Below are 16,809 nucleotides of genomic sequence, written 5' to 3'. Positions count from 1 at the left end.
GCTGACGTAGCATCAGGCCCCCGCCGGTCATGCCGCCAAACGTGCTCGTCGACGTTGAAGCCGGTCTCGACCTTGACACCGAGGTTTCCGACCGCGTTGTAGTCGACATACGGGGAGCCGCACTTGGACGATGTTCGAGCGGTTCACCAAGAGCGCCCGCGATGTCGTGGAGGGCGCGTACGGGCACGCCGAGCGGGTCGGTCTCCGAGAACGTCACCGAGGAGCGCCTACTGCTCTCGCTGCTGGAGCGGGAGGGCACCAAGGCGGCCTTCGTACCGAGCGCCCTGGGCGTGACCGAACGTCGCGAGCCCCCGGAGCGGGCCTTGGGCGAGGCCCGGCGCCGGGGCGGGATCTCTCGGTGACGACAGCAAGGGGCGGACCCAGGCAGGCCGAGACCACAGGGTTTCTCCGGGCGCATGGGGGCGGGGCCGGAATCGGGCACCCGCCCCCGCATGTCGCCGAGGGCGCAGGAGCGCACCAGTGCGAGCGCGCTACCGAAATCCTCCCGAACCACGCCGGCCGTGGCCAAGACCCACCTGACAGCATGAAGGCCGTGGGGAACTCTGGTCGCCTCCAGTAGCCATGCGGATCAGACCGTCTGCCGACGTCCGCGGCTGGCTGCGGCGTGACCGGTCAGCCGCTCCCAGTTGCCGGACCCGATAGCGGCCTTCTCCTCCTCGGTGAACGGGGCTTGCTCGAGGAACGACCGGGCGACCCCGCCGCTGGTGTCCAGGAAGGGGAAGCCACCGGGCCGTGTCCCGAAGGTGTACGGGTAGTCGGTCGAGTACAACATGCGGTCGGTCCCGACGACCTCCGCCGTCCACCGCAGGTAGCGCTCGCTCACCGTGCCGCTGCCCGCCACCCAGAAGTTCTCGCGGAAGTAGTCGGCCAGAGGCCGCTCCAGCTTCGCCATGTTCTGCAGGACCCCGATGTGGTCCAGGTAGAACAGGACGACCTCGCCCCAGTGCCCCGCGATCACCTGCAGATGGGGATGACGGTCGAACACGCCGGAGAAGATCATCCGCAGGTACTGCACGCCCAGGTCGTAATACCAGCCCAGCCCGGCGGTCGCGAGCGCTGGGCCCACTCCGTTGGGGAGTCCTGAGTAATACGCCTCCTGGACCGCCTGCACCGGGGTCTGCGGGTGGAAGTGCAGCGGCACCCGGAGCCGTTCGGCGGTGGCGTAGAGGTCGTCGAACTCCGGCGCGTCGGCCAGTTTGGCGCCGGTGCGCCCGTACAGCATCGCACCGCGGAAGCCGAGCTGCGTGACCGCGCGCTCCAGTTCGGTCGCGGCGGCTTCGGGTGACGGCGTCGGGATGGCCGCAAGCGCCTGGAACCGCTGCGGGTTGGCGTCGACGACCTCAGCGAGCGCGTCGTTCGCTTCACGCGCGACGCTCATGGCGTCCGCCGCCGCGAGGTTCTGCACGCCCGGTGAGGCCAGGGACAGCACCGCGACGTCCACGCCCTGATCGTCCATGTCGGCCAGGCGCCGATCGCCGACGTCTCGCAGCCGCTGCGCGAACGGCTCGTCGCCGTAGCCGAGCTGCGGGATCTGCGGCACCCCCGCCCTCGCCCAGGCATCGAGCAGGACTGGCAGAACCACGTGTTCCTCGAGTCCTACGATTCGCAACTTCTCCGGCATGTCGCGTTCCTCTCGCCTCGCTGTTTCCGGTGATACCTCAAGGACGATAACACAGATATCATCAGTGGAACCAGGTTGGCGATATCATTGATTCATGCCTGATGGACCGAAGGTCGACACCCCTTCCGCCGCAGAGTCGGAGGTTGCGGCTGACGCCCGCGAGCTCACCCGGCACCGGGTCGTTGAGGCCGCGGCGGACTTGCTCGCGCGCGAGGGGCGCGACGCGGTGACCACCCGCGCGGTCGCGGCGGCCGCCGGAGTGCAAGCCCCGGCGATCTACCGCCTGTTCGGCGACAAGGACGGGCTACTGGAGGCGGTGGCCGAGCACGGCTACGACGCATTCCTCGCGGCCAAGCATGTGGACGCCCACTCTCGGCATCCTGTCGAGGACCTGCGCGCGGGCTGGGACCTCGCCGTCGAGTTCGGGCTCACCAATCCCGAGCTGTACGCGCTGATGTACGGCGAGCCCAAACGTGGCACGACCTCGGCCGCCTTCCACGCCGGCATGCAGATTCTGGTGGGACGCATCCGCCGCCTCGCCGCCGGCGGCTGGCTCCGCGTCGACGAGAAGCTCGCGGCCGCCCTCATCCACGCGACCGCCCGCGGCGCCGTGCTCACCTGGCTGTCACTGCCCGACGACCAACGCGACCCGGCCCTGCTCACCGCCATGCGCGAATCGATGGTCGCCGCCGTCACCCACGAGAAACCCGCCGTCCAAGACGCGGGCCCCGCCGGCGCCGCCCGAACCCTGCGCGCCCTGCTGCCCGAACAGACAACGCTGAGCAGCGCGGAGCAACACCTACTCGGCGAATGGCTCGACCGCCTAGCCTCGGACGGCTAGACAGCGACCAGTCCCAACAACTCACCGCCTTCTTGCGATGCAGCCCGACCGGCACGTGTCGAACGACATCTCTGATAACACGTTTCCTACCCGCGCCCCAAGGAGCAGCGCGAGGCAGCCGCCGCGCCCCGTGCCGGGAAGCCCGCGAGGCCCGTGGGCTGGACGGTGCCAACTCAACGACGGTGGGCGCCCGCTTCCACGGCTACAACCACAACGGCTTCCGCCGCCGGGTCACCCTGCCGCGTCACGGACCCCGACCCCGGCCGACGCTTCGCCTACGAGGTGACGGCACCGCTCGGCATTCCCATCTCCCGCTGGCTGTACGACATCGAACCCACCGCCGAGGGCTGCACTGTCACCGAGACCAGCTGGCTGCGGGTTCCCCTGTACATCCGGCGCCCCGAGGATCGCCGATGAGTGGATCAGCTGGCGGCGGTCAGGGTCCGCAGCTGGGTCAGCGTCTCGTGGATGACGTCGCCGAAGTCGCGGTCTTCGGCGGCGTTGACCCATCGCTCGAAGGCGACGCGGAACACGGCGATGCCGGTCTCGGCGGCCAGGCTGGCCTCGGCGTCGCCGATACCGCGCTGTCGCAACCCACCGGCCACGGCGGCCGACATGGACGTGAGCTTGATCAGCTCGCGTTCACGGAGGCTCGCGTTGGCCGTGATCACCCTCTGCCGTGCCCGGGCAAGGTCGCGGTTATCGCCTATGGTCTCGGCTGCGGCGTCCAGCGCGGCCGAGACGGCGTCCAGCGCCGACGCTGTCGCCGGGGCTGCCTCCAGGGCGGCGAGCGACCTCTCCTCCAGTTCGGACGACCCGTCGAAGAGAACCTCACGCTTGTCGCCGAAGTATCGGAAGAAGGTCCGGGCAGTGACGCCGGCCCGTTCGGCTATATCGGCCACCATGGTCTGCTCGAAGCCGCGTTCCAGATATAGCGCCAGCGCGGCCTCGCGCAACCGGCCACTGGCTCCAGGCTCCCACCGTCCCATGCCACGAGTCTAGGCGATGTCATTTGATGACAACACGCGCCGGTGCGATCTCGCCAAGCGGCATCGCCGCACCGGAGGAGTCCCCATATGCATCTTCGTCAACCGGGCAGCCGGCCGGACCGGGTCGGCCGCGGCGCCCAAGAGGCTCGCGTGACACTCCCCGCCGGTCGCCGAGTGATCGGCCTGGTCCGATCGGACGCGGGCCGCCGAATGCCACCCCGCTCGCGGCTGCCCGGTTGCCGGCTCGCCGTCGGCCGGCGACACCAAAGCAATCCCATGTCATCAGATGACATCAATAGTGATAGAGTGATGTCAGCAGATGACATCAATGGGTGGAGGCCTCGAATGGCGACGATGAAGCGCATCCAGTACCACCAGTACGGCGGGCCCGAGGTCATGCGGCTTGAGGACTTCGAGCCGGCACGGCCCGGCCCTGGCGAGATCCTGGTCCGCGTGCGGGCAGCGGCAGCCAACCCGATGGACTGGAAGATCCGCAACGGCGACATGAAGATCATGACCGGCAGGAGCTTCCCACGTGGACTGGGCCACGACTTCGCAGGCGTCGTCGAGGCGGTCGGCGACGGCGTCACCCGACTCGCCGTCGGCGACGCGGTGCTCGGCGGGACCGGCCTCAAGGCGGCTGGAGCGTTCGCCGAGATGGTCGTCGCCGAGGAGAAGGCGGTCGTGAAGAAGCCTGCGGACCTCTCCTTCGAACAGGCCGCCGCGATCCCCACCGTCGGGCTCACCGCCTTCCAGGCCATGACCAGTAGGGGCAAGCTGCAGCCCGGGCAAACCGTCTTCATCCACGGCTGCCTCGGCGGAGTCGGCCGAGCCGCTGCCCAGTTCGCTTCGATACGCGGCGCCTCGGTGGGAGGCAGCTGCCGCGCAACCGCCATGCGAGACGCGCATGACCTCGGCATCGACCCGGTCGCCGAGTTCGACTTCGACCCCACGACGCTCAGCGGCCGGTTCGACCTCGTCTTCGACACCGCCGGCACGCTCCCGATCAAAGCAGCGCGGACGTTGCTGAAGCCCGGCGGCCGCATCATCGACATCAACCCCGCTCCCGCGAAATTCGCCAGAAGTGCACTGCCCGGGCCCTACCAGGTCATGATCGCCAAGCCCGTCACGCAGGACCTCGAAGAGGTCGCGCAAGCCGCCGGGCAGGGAACACTGCAGCTGCCGATCGCTCGCACCGCTCCGCTCACCGAAGCGATCGCGGCGCTCACGGAGCTCGAACGCAACCGCACACCCAAGGGCGGCAAACTCATCATCACCGTCGGCTGACCGTCGCAACTGCCGCATCGGTGCCGGCTCAGGTGGTCCGCGTCGGCGGCCGGCGCATCCGCTCCAGCTCGGACAGCCGCTTGCCCTCCGGCACGTCCAGCAGCGCGATCAGATCGCCGGGAAGCGACGGGTCCGCCCGGCGGGCCGCGTTCGCCACCGTCGCGGAGGTCCGCTGCTCGGCGATCGAGCGGACCTCCGCGGCCTGCCGCGCCAGCACGCTCACGGGCCCCGTCGGCTCCTCGGCGAACTTCCCGTACGCCTCGGCCTGCTCGTCAGCCAGGAATGCCACCGGCATGCGCCGGACCGTAGCCCTGCGCCGACCCGCTCAACGGGGCTTTCGACGAACCCCAGCACAGCCGCGGATCACTGTACTAGACGGCAAGATCAGCCCTTTGCGCCAACGGCTGTTCCGTTGTTCCCCGAGGTCGGAGACGGCTCCCGCACAGTCTCCTGGATGATCCGGCCGACGGACTCCGCCCGCGTTGACGTTGCGGTGGACGGAGGTTGGGAGCCTGCGCCGCCTCACTGCAAAGTGCGTTCGAGGGTGATCGGCTGGGACTTGGTCTGGTGCATGTCGAAGACCAGCACCTGGTTGGTGCCGCGGCGCAGCCAGGGCGCTGGGCAGTACAGCCGGTGCTGCGGGCCGATCTCCCAGTAGCGGCCCAGGTTGTGGCCGTTCACCCACACCACGCCCTTGGTCCACTGGGACATGTCGACATAGGTGTCTCCGACCGAGTCCAGTCGGATGTCCGCCCGGAAGAACAGTCCGGGGCGCCGTGGGTCGCTGATACGGGGCTTCAGGCTGCGGACGAAGTCGTCGTCCATGGGCAGCAGGCAGACTTCCCAGCCGGTGAGCATGCCGGTCTGCGAACCGGCGTCGAGCAGCGACACCGACTCCAGGATGCCCTTGCGGTCGACCATCGCATGGCCGTAGTTGGTGCGGCCCATCCCCTCGACCAGGATGTCGAGTTGGGGCGCGGACGCGGGTGCGCCCGAGGGGCGCAGCTTCAGCGGGGCGTTGCGGGTGGTGACGTTGAGCGCGGTCGCGACACCGGCCGGGATGTCGGGGCGGGAGAAGCCGCCTTGGTAGGCGCCGTTGACGAAGACCGTGGCGTAGTCGTGTACCCATCGGATGTCCAGGGTGCCGCCGGTGTAGCCGGGCAGCCGCTTGCGGTAGAGCACGAATCCCGAGTTCTGCCCGTACATCTCGAACGGCCGCGGATCGACCGTCTGGGCAGTGGGCAGCGGCTTGGGAAGGTTGTCCCAGAGCGAGGCGTACGGCCGGGGGACGATCGGGGGTCCGCCGGGCGTGGTGATGGTGGGGACTGCTGGCGGCGGGGTGGGCAACGGCGTGCCGAGGTGACCGCCGATCACCGTTCGGTACTTGTGGTAGCGGGGGGTGGGGGCGCCCTGTTCGGTGATGGGTGCGTTGTAGTCGTAACTGGTGATGTCCGGCTGGTAGTTGCCGGACAGGTCGTCGGCGTTGGCACCGGCGAAGAACCCGAAGCTGGTGCCGCCGTGCACCATGTAGAGGTTGAACGACAGCCCGCCCTTCATGAACCCGTCGAGGCTGGCGGACACATCGGAGTCGGCGCCCTGGAACGTGTTGTCGCCCCAGTGGGTCAGCCAGCCGGGATACACCTCTCCGGCCATCGCGGGCACGGCCGGGAAGGCGGTGCGGGCCGCCGCGATGGACCCGGGGTCACCGCCGCTGAGCGCGATGGCTCCGCCCCTGACGTTGGTGTGGTTGGCTTCGACCTGTCCCAGCCCGTCCTCGGTGTAGAACGGTCCGTCGATGCCACCGCGGATCCACAACTGCCGCAGTTCTTCCAGATAGGCCGCGTCGCTGCCGTAGGAGCCGTACTCGTTCTCGATCTGGACCATCAGGACCGGGCCGCCCTGCGAGATCATCAGCGGTTTGACGCGCTGGATCAGTTGGCCGAAGTACCGTTTGACGGCCGCCATGTAGTGCGGGTCGGCGGCTGATCTGACCCGTAGTTGGATGTCGGGGTTGCGCAGCAGATAGGGCGGGATCCCGCCGAGGTCCCACTCGCCGCAGACATAGGGTCCCGGCCGTAGCAGCACCCACATGCCCTCGGCCTGGCACAGCCGGATGAAGGCCTCGACGTTGCGGCGGTCGGTGTGGAAGTCGAAGATCCCGGGCCGCTCCTCGATGTGGTTCCACATGATGTAGATCGAGACGGTGTTGAGCCCCATGGCCTTTGCCATCCGGATGCGGTGGCGCCAGTACTGCACCGGGATGCGGGCGGGATGCATCTCGCCGCTGCGTATCTGGAAGGGGCGGCCGTCGAGCAGGAAGCCACTTCCGTCCGTGGCGAAGCCGAAGGCGTGCTTGGTGGTCCGGCCCGGCTCCGAGGCGAAGGCCGGATTGGCGGTGACCGCCATGGCGGCGAGCGGGCTCAGCCCGGCCACGGCCAGAAATCGACGCCTGTCCAAGAGTCACTCCCTGGTTGGTTGGTGACGGCCCGGTAGCGCACGGGCGATATCGGCAGTTGTACTGAGCCCTGCCAGAGCCCTTGGTGGTTGATTCTGCGTAGTTCTGAAAGAGGCTGACAGTTTCTGGGGCGTCGGGCAAGAGATTCGCACAGATCTGCTCAGCACTGGGCGCAAACTGGCGGGGTGACTGACGCTGCGTCTACGAAACCCGCCCAGGGCGACGCGAGCCCCGGAGCCGCTCCCCCGTGGCCTGGACCGGCAGCGCGGAGATCTCCGACAGACAGAGTGGACAGCGCTGAAGCTCACGGGTGCAGTGATCCGTCCCCGCCGTCGCCCACCGTGGACGACGCGCTAGCGGTCGAGTCCGTGCAGCACGCCGATGGTGAGCCCGCCGTACGCCAGGTGCGGTACCACGTCCGCTGCCCAGTCCTTGGCTGACCAGGTGCGGGGGTCGGTGATGCCGAGGGCCATCATGGGCCCGTTGGTGCCGAGCAGCGCCCCGACCGTGGCGGTGACGCAGCCGATGGCCGTTCCGGGGCGCCATCCTGCGGCGCGCAGGACTCCGAGCAGCGCACCGATGCCCACACCGGCGGCGATGCCGGTCAGCGGGGCGAGCCCCGCGACGCGGTTGCCGTGGTCCTCGCCCGCACCCGGCAACCGCAGGTGTGTCCTGTCCAACAGCCTTTCCACGGTGGTCTCAGGCGTGCCACTCGCCGGGCGGCCTCGTACCGCCATGTGCCAGATAGCCGACGGCGTTCAGTGCGGTCGTACCGGCAGCGCCCGCAGCCGCTCCCCGTATCGCGCCGCGCAGCAGACTGCCAGTTCCCGGACCTGGGCGCTCGCGTCTCACTGTGGGGCCTCCGGCAGATGGGCGACACTGGGACGTTCCGCTCGGATGCACTACGGGCCCCACCACCGTCGCACGCGGCAGGCCGGCCGGCGAGTCGAGCCACGCGGACGTGCACCCGCAGGGACGGACCTGCTCCCACGATCAGCCGAGGCGCCGATCGATACCGCCGAGTAGCCGTCACGGAGAAATCCCCGCGCAGATGTTCCACCGGACGGACACACCTACGGTGGACATGCGTGAGTGTTCGGCCTACCTGTGGTGAGCGGCGCCGCACGGCGTGCGACCTGTGGGCGTCGACGGGAAGGAGTCGCCCGTGGGGATGGCGTTGTCTGTCGTCTTCGCACTGCTGGCGGCCGCGAGCAATGCGCTCGCCACCGTCCTCCAGCGGCGCGCCGCACTTACCGTGCCGCTCGCCCAGGGCTTCAGCAGCAAGCTCATCACCAGCCTCGCCCACCGGCGCATCTGGCTGGCCGGGATGGCCGTCGTGATGTGCGCTGCCTGCTTCCAGGCTCTGGCGCTGTTCAACGGGACGTTGTCGGTCGTCCAGCCGATCTTCGTTCTTGAGCTGCCGCTCGCCCTCATGATCGCGAGTGTGATTCTGCGGCGTCGGCTTCCGGGCCGGGGCTGGGTGGGTGTCGCCTGCATCGTGGTCGGTGTCGGCACCGCGCTGGCGGCGGCCGCTCCCTCGGCCGGAGCCAGGACGGCGTCGATGGCCAGATGGTTCCCCGTGCTCATCCTGTGTGTGGCCGTGTCCACTTTCCTGATCTGCACCGCACTACGGTGCCCCGCGGGCAAGACCCGCGCCGCCTGCTTCGCCACGACGGCCGCCATCGGCTACGCGCTCACCGCCGCGCTGATGAAGACCGCCACCCACGCAATGGACACCGGGGGGCTCAGGGGCTTCTTCCTGTGCTGGCAGACGTACGGTTTCGCGGCCGTGGGCGTGACCGCGTTGTTCCTGCTGGAGAACGCCCTGCAGTCCGGCCCGCTGGCGGCGTCCCAGCCTGCTCTCACCATGGGTGACGCGCTGCTGAGCATCGCCTTCGGGGTGACCCTGTACGGAGAGCGGATCCGGGTCGGATGGTGGCTGGTGCCCGAACTGTCGGGAGCCGCCCTGACCCTGGCCGGGGCGTTCGTCCTGGCCACCACTCCCCTCGCCAAATCCCTGTTGGCGGCGGCTCCCGAGCGTGCCTGAGCTCCGTCCGTCCCCGGCTGACCTCGCAGCGGCCTCGCCGGGCCACCACCGAGCGGTATCCGTCCCCGACCACCGATCTCCGCAAGGTCACCGGGCACCGACCCTGCCCAGCGCCTCGGCTACCTGGACAAGCAGATGCTCCGCATCATCCGGGTGATCACCGACATCGGCTTGCACCTGGAACTGGCCGTCCCCGCGGACTCCGGCTTCCACCCCGGCGAACGCTGGACCCCAGCGCTGGCCACCGAGTTCATGGCGACCTACCACGGCAGCCCCGCCGCACGCCGTACCGGCGAGATCGACCGCTACCTCGGCTGGCCCGGCCAGGCCATCGGCTACAAGCTGGGAGAACAGGCCTGGCTGCAAGGCCGCGAGGCGGCCCGACGCCGCCACGGCGCAGATTTCGACCTCAAGGCTGGCACATGAAGGCACTCTCCCAGGGCTCCTTCGGCCTCGACGCTCTGGCTGACAACCTCGCGGCGCTGTAGCGCGGTCCCGGCCGGGAACCGGCTCAACCGGGCCGCGGACACCGCCATCCGCGCGGGCCGCGGCTCACCGAGCGCCCGGGTTGCCGATCATGACTTTCGTGGTTCGGATCCGGCACGGTGGCGGAAGCCATCGGCATGGATGACCTTTCCGCGATGGTGGGCCGAGTGCGCGGTGGGCGTGCGGTGGACCGCGATGAGTGCGGCGTCGTCGTCGAGGCGGCCGCCCGCATGGGCGAGCAGATCCCGCCGCACGTGGTGGAGAAGGGTCTCGGGATTGCTCTCGGTCCACTGGGCGGCCCGTTCGACGAACGGATAGAAGGCACCGCTTGGATCGCGGGCTTCGACGACACCGTCGGTGTAGAGCAGCAGGGTGTCGCCGGGCTCGAAGGAGAACACGTCGAGGGAGTAGCCCGACGGTCCCATCGCGCCGACCCCCAGCGGGGGTGCGGGGTGCAGGCTCGGAACGGTGACGGCGCTGCCGGGGCTGAGCAGCAAGGGCGGCGGATGGCCGCAGCTGGTCATCCGGGTGATGTTGTCGTCGTCCGGGATCTCCAGCAGCAAGGTGGTGGCGAAGCGTTCCCCGGCCTCGTCCTCCGGCTCGAAGTCGGTCAGGTAGCGCGAGACGCTCTGTTCCAGGGCTGCGGCCAGTTCGGGCAGCGTGGTGTGCTGGTGGGCGGCCTCGCGGAAGGCGCCGAGCAGAAGGGCCGCCTCCCCGATGGCGGCCAGGCCTTTGCCCCGTACGTCCCCGATCATCACGCGGACGCCGCCGTCGATGCGGGTGGCCGCGTACAGGTCGCCACCGATCTGGGCCTCGTCCTCGGCGGCCAGATACAGGCAGGCGATCCGCAGCGGGCCGATCAGTTCCGGCAGCGGCCAGAGCAGGACGTGCTGCGCGGCCTCGGCCACCGACCGCACCTGGGCCAACTGCGCACTACGTCGCTCACGTACCGCGCAGAGGAACACGACCAGCACCGAGAGCACCCCGAGGGTGGCGATCTGCACCAGGTGGTTCGTTGTGGTCAGCCCGCCGTGAAACACGCCGATGATCACCTGAGCCGCAAGGGCCAGAGCGCCGATGAGGCCGGTCAGCCGGGGACCGGCGAACGAAGCGGTGATCGCGGGGGCGATGACCAGTGCCGGACCGAGATGGACGTCCGTGGGGGTGCGGATGTCCGCCAGGGTGATCACCACGATGAGCACGAGGGGGACCATCAGCATCGCACGGCTCGACTGCCATGGCTGCCGCAGACCGGCAAACAGCTGCCGGGAATCCACGTCTCCACACTGCACCGACCCGGGTCAGCTCGCGAGCCCGCCGGGAGACCCGCAGCCGGGCACCGGCTTCAGCGGGCGACCGTCAGGGCGAACGGCTTGGGCCCATGGCGGCGGAACAGGTGTGGGACAAGCAGTACCAGCGACTCGGTCGCCCGGGCGGTGGTGATGTCGCCCAGGTCTTCGATCCACTCCGGTCGCCAGCCGAGGTCGACGAGCAGGCGGCCGACGGCCGCCTTGGCGTCCTCGTCGTCACCCGACAGGAACGCCGTCGGCGGGGTGGTCAGACTGTGCGGGTCGGTCATGACCGTGAAGAGCATGGTGTTCAGCGTCTTGACGACGCGAGTGGCGGGCAGCGCCTGCTGGAGGTGTTCGGCGAGACTGCTGTTCGGATAGCACAGTCCGCCCGGCAGTCCGTCCGCGCCGCGCACGGTGGCGTTGGAGACGTCGACGAGGATCTTGCCGTCCAACTCGCCCCGCAGGGTGGCGATCCGCTGCAGTGTGGTGTCGCCGGGGGTCGCGTTGATGACGATCGAGGCGTGGCGGGCGGTCTGGGCGTGGTCGCGGTGCCGGACCGTCGGACCGGTCCATCGCACCGCGGTGTCAGCGGGGTTGCGGGATCCGACGGTCACTTCATGGCCGGTGGAGGCGAGTTTGGCGGCCAGGGCGGTGGCCACTCGGCCGGATCCGAGGATGCCGATGCTGGTCATGGCGGTGTGCTCCGTTTCTGCGGGTGTGCCGGACGGGTCAGGCGATGGTGGAGAGGATGTCGACGGCGGCCTGATGGATGCCGGGGGCGGCGGCCAGGAAGTCCGGGCTGGCCAGGGTCCATGGGCGCCCGTGCGTGTCGGTGACGGTGCCGCCCGCCTCCGAGACCAGCAGCGCGCCCGGCACCAGGCCGGAGCGCACCTGGCTGTGCTGCCAGAAGGCGTCCATCCGCCCGGCCGCGACGTGTACCAGCTGCGAGGTGGCGGGCACGGCGACGCACACCAGCAGAGCGTCCGCCAGCATCGCGGTGACCGACTGGCCGATACGGCGGTGGGTTTCGCTGCCCTCGCCAGGTGCGGCCTGGCCGGTGGAGACGTAGGCGGCGTCCAGAGCGGTCTTGGCCGACGGACGCAGCCGTACCCCGTCGAGATGGGCGCCGCCGCCTCGGACGGCGGTGTAGAGGTTTCCGGTGGTCGGCTGGCTCACCGCGGTGACGACGGGCACGTTGTCGCGCACCAGGGTGGCCGTCACGCACCAGTTGGTCATCCCGTGGACGTGGTTGATGGCGCCTTCCACCGGGTCGCAGATCCACCACTCGCCCTCGGGCAGGTCACCGGACTCCAACTCGTCCTCGACCCATCCGGCCCCTGGGCGCGCCGCCAGCAACGCGTCACGTAGCACCTGCAGCGACACCGCGTCGCCCGCCTGGATCGCTTGGGCGACCGCGGTTCGGTCCTGCGGTCGGGCATCGTAGGAGAAGTCCTGGAGCATACGGGCCCCGGCGGCCTGGACGGCGGCTGCTACGGCGGGCAGCAGGGCCTGGTCGGCGGCTGCGGCTCCAGCTCCAGCGGAGTGGTGGGTTCCGGGCATGGTGCGGCCCCGGTTGTCGGCATCGGTGGACATCGGTCGCCTCTCGGGAAGTGCACGGTCCGCGGGCCTGCTGCCGCGCCGAACCGCTGACGTCATCCGACGGTAGGCTTCAGCGCATACGACTTCAAATGCATGTTGTGCACGTCAAGGATTACCCCCATGCAACTGGACCTCAATCTGCTCACCGCCCTGAACGCGCTGCTCGAAGAGGGCAGCGTTGCCGGGGCGGCGGACCGTCTGCACCTGTCGGCGCCCGCCATGAGCCGCACGCTCGGCCGGATCAGACGCGCCACCGGTGACCAGATCCTGGTCCGCACGGGCAGGACCATGACCCCCACACCTCGCGCCCTCGCCCTACGCGACGAAGTGCACAGCCTGGTTCAGCGCGCCCACGACGTACTGAGCCCTGATCACGCCCTTGATCTGGGAACGCTGGAGCGCACCTTCACCCTCCAGTGCCACGACGCCGTGACCACCGCGATCGGCCCGGGGCTCCTGGCGGCCATCGAGTCCAGGGCTCCCGGTGTGACCCTGAGGCTGCTCGGCGAGGCTCCCGTCGACACCGGTGACCTGCGTCGCGGTCGAGTGGATCTGGAGATCGGCGGCACCGAACCGGATCTCCCGGAGATCAACTTCGAGGCCCTCGGACACGACCACCTCGTCGCGGCCGTCCGCCCGCAACACCCGCTGACCCGGGGCGAGTTGAACGTCGACCGCTATGCGCAGGCCCGCCACATCACCGTCTCCCGCCGCGGCCGCCCGCAGGACGCCGTCGACGACGCCCTGACCGCCCGCGGTCTGCACCGCCGGGTCGTCGTGGCGGCCCCGACCAGTGCGGCGGCCCTGCACCTCGTCCGCCACAGCGACCTGGTCGTCGCGGTCCCCGAGCGGATGTGCCGCCCCACTGTGACCGCGCTCGGCCTGCGCACGCTGGCCATCCCACTCGACCTGGCCCCCGCCCGCGTCAACCACGCCTGGCACCACCGCTATGACACCGACAAGGCCCATACCTGGCTGCGCGCCCAGGTCCGCGAGCAGCTCCAGGCCATCTGCGAGCCGACCGAGCAATAGCACGCCGGGGCGTTCTCCCGTCCGACCACGGAGCGCGGCGACGCCGACGAGGTACCGCCCCCGGCCTCCCGGGGCCACGAATGGCATGCGGTATGCGGGCGAGGTCAGGGGCCACTCCTCCGCGTGAGCTGGCCAACGTGCCCTATTCCAGGCTGAGTTCGCGCAGGTTGGTCTTGGTCGGTTCGAGGATCTCGTCTCCCCGGCCGGAGAGGATGGCGCGGGTCGCGAACAGGGTGAAGCCCTTGAGCTGCTCAAGGGTGATCTTCGGGCGCAGCGACAGCTCCTGGCGTGCGGTGCTGGCATCGACCAGCGCGGGCCCGTCGTGCGCGAAGGCCGCGCGCAGGGCGTCCTCCAGTTCCTCGGCGCGCTCGACGCGGGCGCCGAGCAGACCGGCGGCGCGAGCCTGGGCGGCGAAGTCGGGGTTCTTCAGCTCCGTGCCGTAGTTGACGATGCCCGCGGCCATCATCTCCAACTCGCCTGACGACCCATTGACCCCGTACGGCGGCTCCGGGCCCGGAACGGTTTGCTCCTGGGGTACGGGCGCTCCGGATGCGTACGTCGGCCATCTTGGAGATGCTGGAAACGCCAGGCAACCGTGAGGAGGTCCACCCATGTCCATGCTCGACAAGCTCAAGGGCTTGCTCAAAGGACACGAGGACACGGCCCGGCAAGGCGTGGAGAAGGCCGGCGACGCGTTCGACGCGCGGACGGGCAACAAGTACCAGAGCCAGGTCGACGAAGCCCAGCGCAGGGTCAACGAGCAACTGGGCACCGACCACCCGCCCACCGGCGACGACAGATAGCCCCGCAGCCGTGCGGAGGGGGCACACCCGGTGCACTCCGCCGCAAGGCGTCCACCGATCGTCGATCGGCCGCCCAGTTCCCGGTGGGCAGACGGTCGAGCAACGCAACTAGTCCGCGGTGGTGGCCAGTTCCGCGACGAGGCGGGCGGTGGTCGGGGTTTCGATCCCGTGCGCGGCCGCCGCCCGTAGGACCGCGCCGCCGATGGCGTCGAGTTCGATCGGGCGGCCTGCCTGCGCGTCGCGCAGCATCGAGGACTTCATCGTCTCCGGCGCGCGGTCGAAGAACGCGAGCACGGCCTCGGCGGTCACCGGAGCGCCCGCGGCGCGGGCTACCGCGGTGATCTCACCGAGTACGGCGAGCAGTTCGGCCCGCCGCTCGTTACGAATGGCTCCTACGGCGGCCTGATAGCGGGTGGTCAGCAGCGCGAACGGGGCGAGGAAGGAGAGCTTGTCCCACAGCATCGCGATCTCGTCGGTACGCAGGGTCACATCAAGGCCGGCGTGCCGGAGTCGGGCTGCGAGGTCGTCGAGCGGGGCGGCCAGTTCGAGGGCCGCGAAGGGGCTGGTGTGCGCGATGTGTCCGGGCGAAGTGCGGGTGGCCTCGACCCTGATGGTTCCGGCTACGACCCGCTCGGCCCGGTAGCGCTGACGCAGCGCCGCGAGGTGGTCCAAGCCGTTGAGCAGCGGCAGCACGATCCCGTCGCCGAGGATCTGCGGCGGGACGCGGTCGAGTGCGGCGGACAGCGCGGTCTGCTTGACCGTCACGAAGGCGACGTCCACCGGCTCGCGCAACTCGGTGTCGGCCTCGACCTGCGCCGTGAAGTCGCCGTACTGCGCGCTTTGGACGCGCAGGCCCGCGCGGCGCAGCACGGCCGTGGTCTCCTCGCCCGCCAGGCAGATGACGCGGTGTCCGTCGCGGGCGAGCAGCCCGCCGATCAGGCCACCGACGCCGCCCGGTCCGAGGATGGCCACTGTCATGGCGGTCGTGGGCATGTGCGCTCCTGTCCTCCGGCGACCGGCGCCCGTTGGCCGGTCCTGTGCCTGAATTCGATCACGCCGTTGGCTGCGCTGTGCGGTGGCATCGGTCACTGGCGGGAGATCCGGAGCTTCGGCGGTCGCGCCAGGCCGGACTACCTACCCCAGATCCTCCGGTACGCCTCGCGGTAGCCCGCCGGGTCCCAGGTCGTGGTGCCGTGGCTGTTGGCGGCCGTGGCGATGTGGACCGGGGCGGTGTATCCGGTGGCCGGCTTGGCGGAGAAGGCGCGGTTGAACTCGTCGATGATCTGCCAGCCCTGCTCGGTGAGTGGCTCGGGAACGGTGGCGGCCTGGAACTGGCCGCTGTTGATGCGTTGGAAGGCCGAGGGGTCGCCGTCGCCCGCACCGATGTTGAAGGGGGCCGCGTCGCCCTGCTTGCCTGCCGCGCGCAGGGCCGGGGCGGCGTCGGCGAAGTACAGGTCGTTGATGGCGACGGAGTAGGTCCACGTGTTCGAGAAGCGGGAGAGAAGGGAGGAGACCTCCTGGGGGGTGCGGCTACCCGCGTCCGGGATCGGGATGTTCTCGTAGGCCAGGAGCTGCACACCGGAGCAGGTGGTGAGTTCCCTCGTGATGAGTTCTGACTTGCTCCTGGCGAACGGGATCGAGGCGTCGGTGAACACCACGACTCCCGCGTCGCCGTCGGAACGCGCGATGATCCAGTCAGCGCTGGCCTTCGCGACGTCCTGCACCTTGGAGGTGATGTTGCTGAAGAGCTTGGGTCGCCGGCTCGGCCCGGGCGCCTCGACCGCGTGCCAGCCGATGAGCGGGATGTGCGCCGCGTCGGCCTGCGCGACCTGCCGCGAGGTCAGATCGGGGTCGAAGCCGCCGATGACGATGCCGGAGGGCCTGAGGGCGACGGCTTCACTGAGGGCTGCCTGGAGGCCGGCGGGTGTGCCCTGTCCGTCGATCACCCGGGTGTTCCAGCCGATGACCTTGGTGGCTTCCGCCACGCCGTTCGTGACGCCTGCGACACCGGGGTTGGTCATGGTCTGGGCGACGTAGACGACGGTCTTGCCGGAGACCGCGGTCGGGCCGCTGGTGGGCCCGTTCCAGCGGGCGTTGGTGTTCTCCGCCTGCTGGACGGCTGCCTTGGCCCTGGCCAGGGTGGTGGGGCAGCCCGGGCTCGACGGACCGGTGGAGGGCGACCTCTCACCGGTCGTCACCCCGCGCTGGCAGCCGCCGATGACAGCGACTGCCGCTGCCAGCAGGGCTGCTGCTCTGAGGGCGGTCTTGCGGTTCGGGTACACGGGTGCTCCGTTGCACAGGGGATGGCAGCGCGGAATGTGGTCGCGGGCACGGAG

The 16,809-nt window shown here is 69.8% G+C and carries 17 protein-coding genes and 2 pseudogenes; 8 read left to right on the top strand and 11 right to left on the bottom strand.

The genetic code is table 11. From position 1 onward, the window contains the following. The first annotated feature begins 161 nt into the window (after nt 1–161). Entirely contained in the window at nt 162–362 is a 201-nt protein-coding gene (locus P2L57_RS05160; RefSeq protein ID WP_308292433.1) for a hypothetical protein, read from the top strand. Nucleotides 363–589: 227 nt separating this feature from the next. Here the strand turns inward: P2L57_RS05160 and P2L57_RS05155 are convergent, their stop codons facing one another. Further along, nucleotides 590–1,603: an amidohydrolase family protein gene (locus P2L57_RS05155; RefSeq protein ID WP_275808878.1), complete on the bottom strand. Its 1,014-nt coding sequence runs from the start codon at nt 1,601–1,603 to the stop codon at nt 590–592. Nucleotides 1,604–1,736: 133 nt separating this feature from the next. On the opposite strand from P2L57_RS05155, the gene P2L57_RS05150 reads away from it, so the two are divergent. Together P2L57_RS05150 and P2L57_RS05145 are read left to right on the top strand one after the other, a co-directional pair. Then, nucleotides 1,737–2,483 (top strand): TetR/AcrR family transcriptional regulator, encoded by a 747-nt coding sequence (locus P2L57_RS05150; protein ID WP_275808876.1) that lies wholly within the window; start codon nt 1,737–1,739, stop codon nt 2,481–2,483. A 282-nt stretch (nt 2,484–2,765) separates the two neighbouring features. After that, nucleotides 2,766–2,900, top strand: coding sequence for a hypothetical protein (locus P2L57_RS05145; protein ID WP_275808873.1), 135 nt, complete (start codon nt 2,766–2,768; stop codon nt 2,898–2,900). Between the two features lie 5 nt (nt 2,901–2,905). Here P2L57_RS05145 and P2L57_RS05140 read toward each other — a convergent pair whose 3' ends face one another. Then, nucleotides 2,906–3,472: a TetR family transcriptional regulator gene (locus P2L57_RS05140; protein ID WP_275808870.1), complete on the bottom strand. Its 567-nt coding sequence runs from the start codon at nt 3,470–3,472 to the stop codon at nt 2,906–2,908. 345 nt (nt 3,473–3,817) lie between these two features. Between P2L57_RS05140 and P2L57_RS05135 the strand changes: the two genes are divergently transcribed. Next, nucleotides 3,818–4,759 (top strand): NADP-dependent oxidoreductase, encoded by a 942-nt coding sequence (locus P2L57_RS05135; protein ID WP_275808867.1) that lies wholly within the window; start codon nt 3,818–3,820, stop codon nt 4,757–4,759. Between the two features lie 31 nt (nt 4,760–4,790). Here P2L57_RS05135 and P2L57_RS05130 read toward each other — a convergent pair. The 3 genes and pseudogenes from P2L57_RS05130 to P2L57_RS05120 all read right to left on the bottom strand — a co-directional run. Next, nucleotides 4,791–4,982, bottom strand: a pseudogene (locus P2L57_RS05130) (hypothetical protein); the annotation flags it as partial. 299 nt (nt 4,983–5,281) lie between these two features. After that, the gene (locus P2L57_RS05125; RefSeq protein WP_275808860.1) at nt 5,282–7,216 is read right to left on the bottom strand and encodes a beta-galactosidase; all 1,935 of its coding nucleotides are present in this window, start codon (nt 7,214–7,216) and stop codon (nt 5,282–5,284) included. Between the two features lie 351 nt (nt 7,217–7,567). Next, complete coding sequence (locus P2L57_RS05120) at nt 7,568–7,894, bottom strand: hypothetical protein (RefSeq protein WP_308292432.1); 327 nt, start codon at nt 7,892–7,894, stop codon at nt 7,568–7,570. 491 nt (nt 7,895–8,385) lie between these two features. On the opposite strand from P2L57_RS05120, the gene P2L57_RS05115 reads away from it, so the two are divergent. Together P2L57_RS05115 and P2L57_RS05110 are read left to right on the top strand one after the other, a co-directional pair. Continuing rightward, nucleotides 8,386–9,261, top strand: a complete 876-nt coding sequence (locus P2L57_RS05115) for a DMT family transporter (protein ID WP_275808857.1) — start codon at nt 8,386–8,388, stop codon at nt 9,259–9,261. Nucleotides 9,262–9,357: 96 nt separating this feature from the next. Beyond that, nucleotides 9,358–9,749: pseudogene (locus tag P2L57_RS05110) on the top strand (DUF885 family protein); the annotation flags it as partial. Nucleotides 9,750–9,836: 87 nt separating this feature from the next. Here the strand turns inward: P2L57_RS05110 and P2L57_RS05105 are convergent. The 3 genes from P2L57_RS05105 to P2L57_RS05095 all read right to left on the bottom strand — a co-directional run bounded on the left by P2L57_RS05105 (nt 9,837) and on the right by P2L57_RS05095 (nt 12,632). Next, nucleotides 9,837–10,967: a PP2C family protein-serine/threonine phosphatase gene (locus P2L57_RS05105; protein WP_275809208.1), complete on the bottom strand. Its 1,131-nt coding sequence runs from the start codon at nt 10,965–10,967 to the stop codon at nt 9,837–9,839. Between the two features lie 125 nt (nt 10,968–11,092). Further along, on the bottom strand, nt 11,093–11,731 hold the full coding sequence (locus P2L57_RS05100; RefSeq protein ID WP_275808855.1) for an NADPH-dependent F420 reductase: 639 nt from the start codon (nt 11,729–11,731) through the stop codon (nt 11,093–11,095). Between the two features lie 37 nt (nt 11,732–11,768). Next, nucleotides 11,769–12,632 (bottom strand): inositol monophosphatase family protein, encoded by an 864-nt coding sequence (locus P2L57_RS05095; RefSeq protein WP_275808853.1) that lies wholly within the window; start codon nt 12,630–12,632, stop codon nt 11,769–11,771. 126 nt (nt 12,633–12,758) lie between these two features. Here P2L57_RS05095 and P2L57_RS05090 point away from each other — a divergent pair, with 126 nt between their 5' ends. Beyond that, entirely contained in the window at nt 12,759–13,670 is a 912-nt protein-coding gene (locus tag P2L57_RS05090; protein WP_275808851.1) for a LysR family transcriptional regulator, read from the top strand. 142 nt (nt 13,671–13,812) lie between these two features. Here the strand turns inward: P2L57_RS05090 and P2L57_RS05085 are convergent, their stop codons facing one another. Further along, a complete protein-coding gene (locus P2L57_RS05085; RefSeq protein WP_275808849.1) occupies nt 13,813–14,136 on the bottom strand; it encodes a thiamine pyrophosphate-dependent enzyme in 324 nt (107 codons plus the stop codon). Nucleotides 14,137–14,281: 145 nt separating this feature from the next. Between P2L57_RS05085 and P2L57_RS05080 the strand changes: the two genes are divergently transcribed. Beyond that, the gene (locus P2L57_RS05080; protein ID WP_275808847.1) at nt 14,282–14,473 is read left to right on the top strand and encodes an antitoxin; all 192 of its coding nucleotides are present in this window, start codon (nt 14,282–14,284) and stop codon (nt 14,471–14,473) included. A gap of 108 nt (nt 14,474–14,581) precedes the next feature. On the opposite strand, the gene P2L57_RS05075 is transcribed toward P2L57_RS05080, so the two are convergent. Both P2L57_RS05075 and P2L57_RS05070 read right to left on the bottom strand, forming a co-directional pair. Further along, entirely contained in the window at nt 14,582–15,466 is an 885-nt protein-coding gene (locus P2L57_RS05075) for a ketopantoate reductase family protein (RefSeq protein ID WP_275808845.1), read from the bottom strand. Nucleotides 15,467–15,603: 137 nt separating this feature from the next. Continuing rightward, nucleotides 15,604–16,755 carry a substrate-binding domain-containing protein gene (locus P2L57_RS05070; protein WP_275808842.1) on the bottom strand — a complete coding sequence of 384 codons (1,152 nt, stop codon included), beginning with the start codon at nt 16,753–16,755 and terminating at the stop codon, nt 15,604–15,606. Nucleotides 16,756–16,809 lie beyond the last annotated feature (54 nt).

It is taken from the genome of Streptantibioticus ferralitis, assembly GCF_029223525.1.
Classification (GTDB): Bacteria; Actinomycetota; Actinomycetes; order Streptomycetales; family Streptomycetaceae; genus Streptantibioticus_A; species Streptantibioticus_A ferralitis.
Note: the sequence above shows the minus strand (reverse complement) of the source record. Positions and strands in the feature narration are given on the sequence as shown.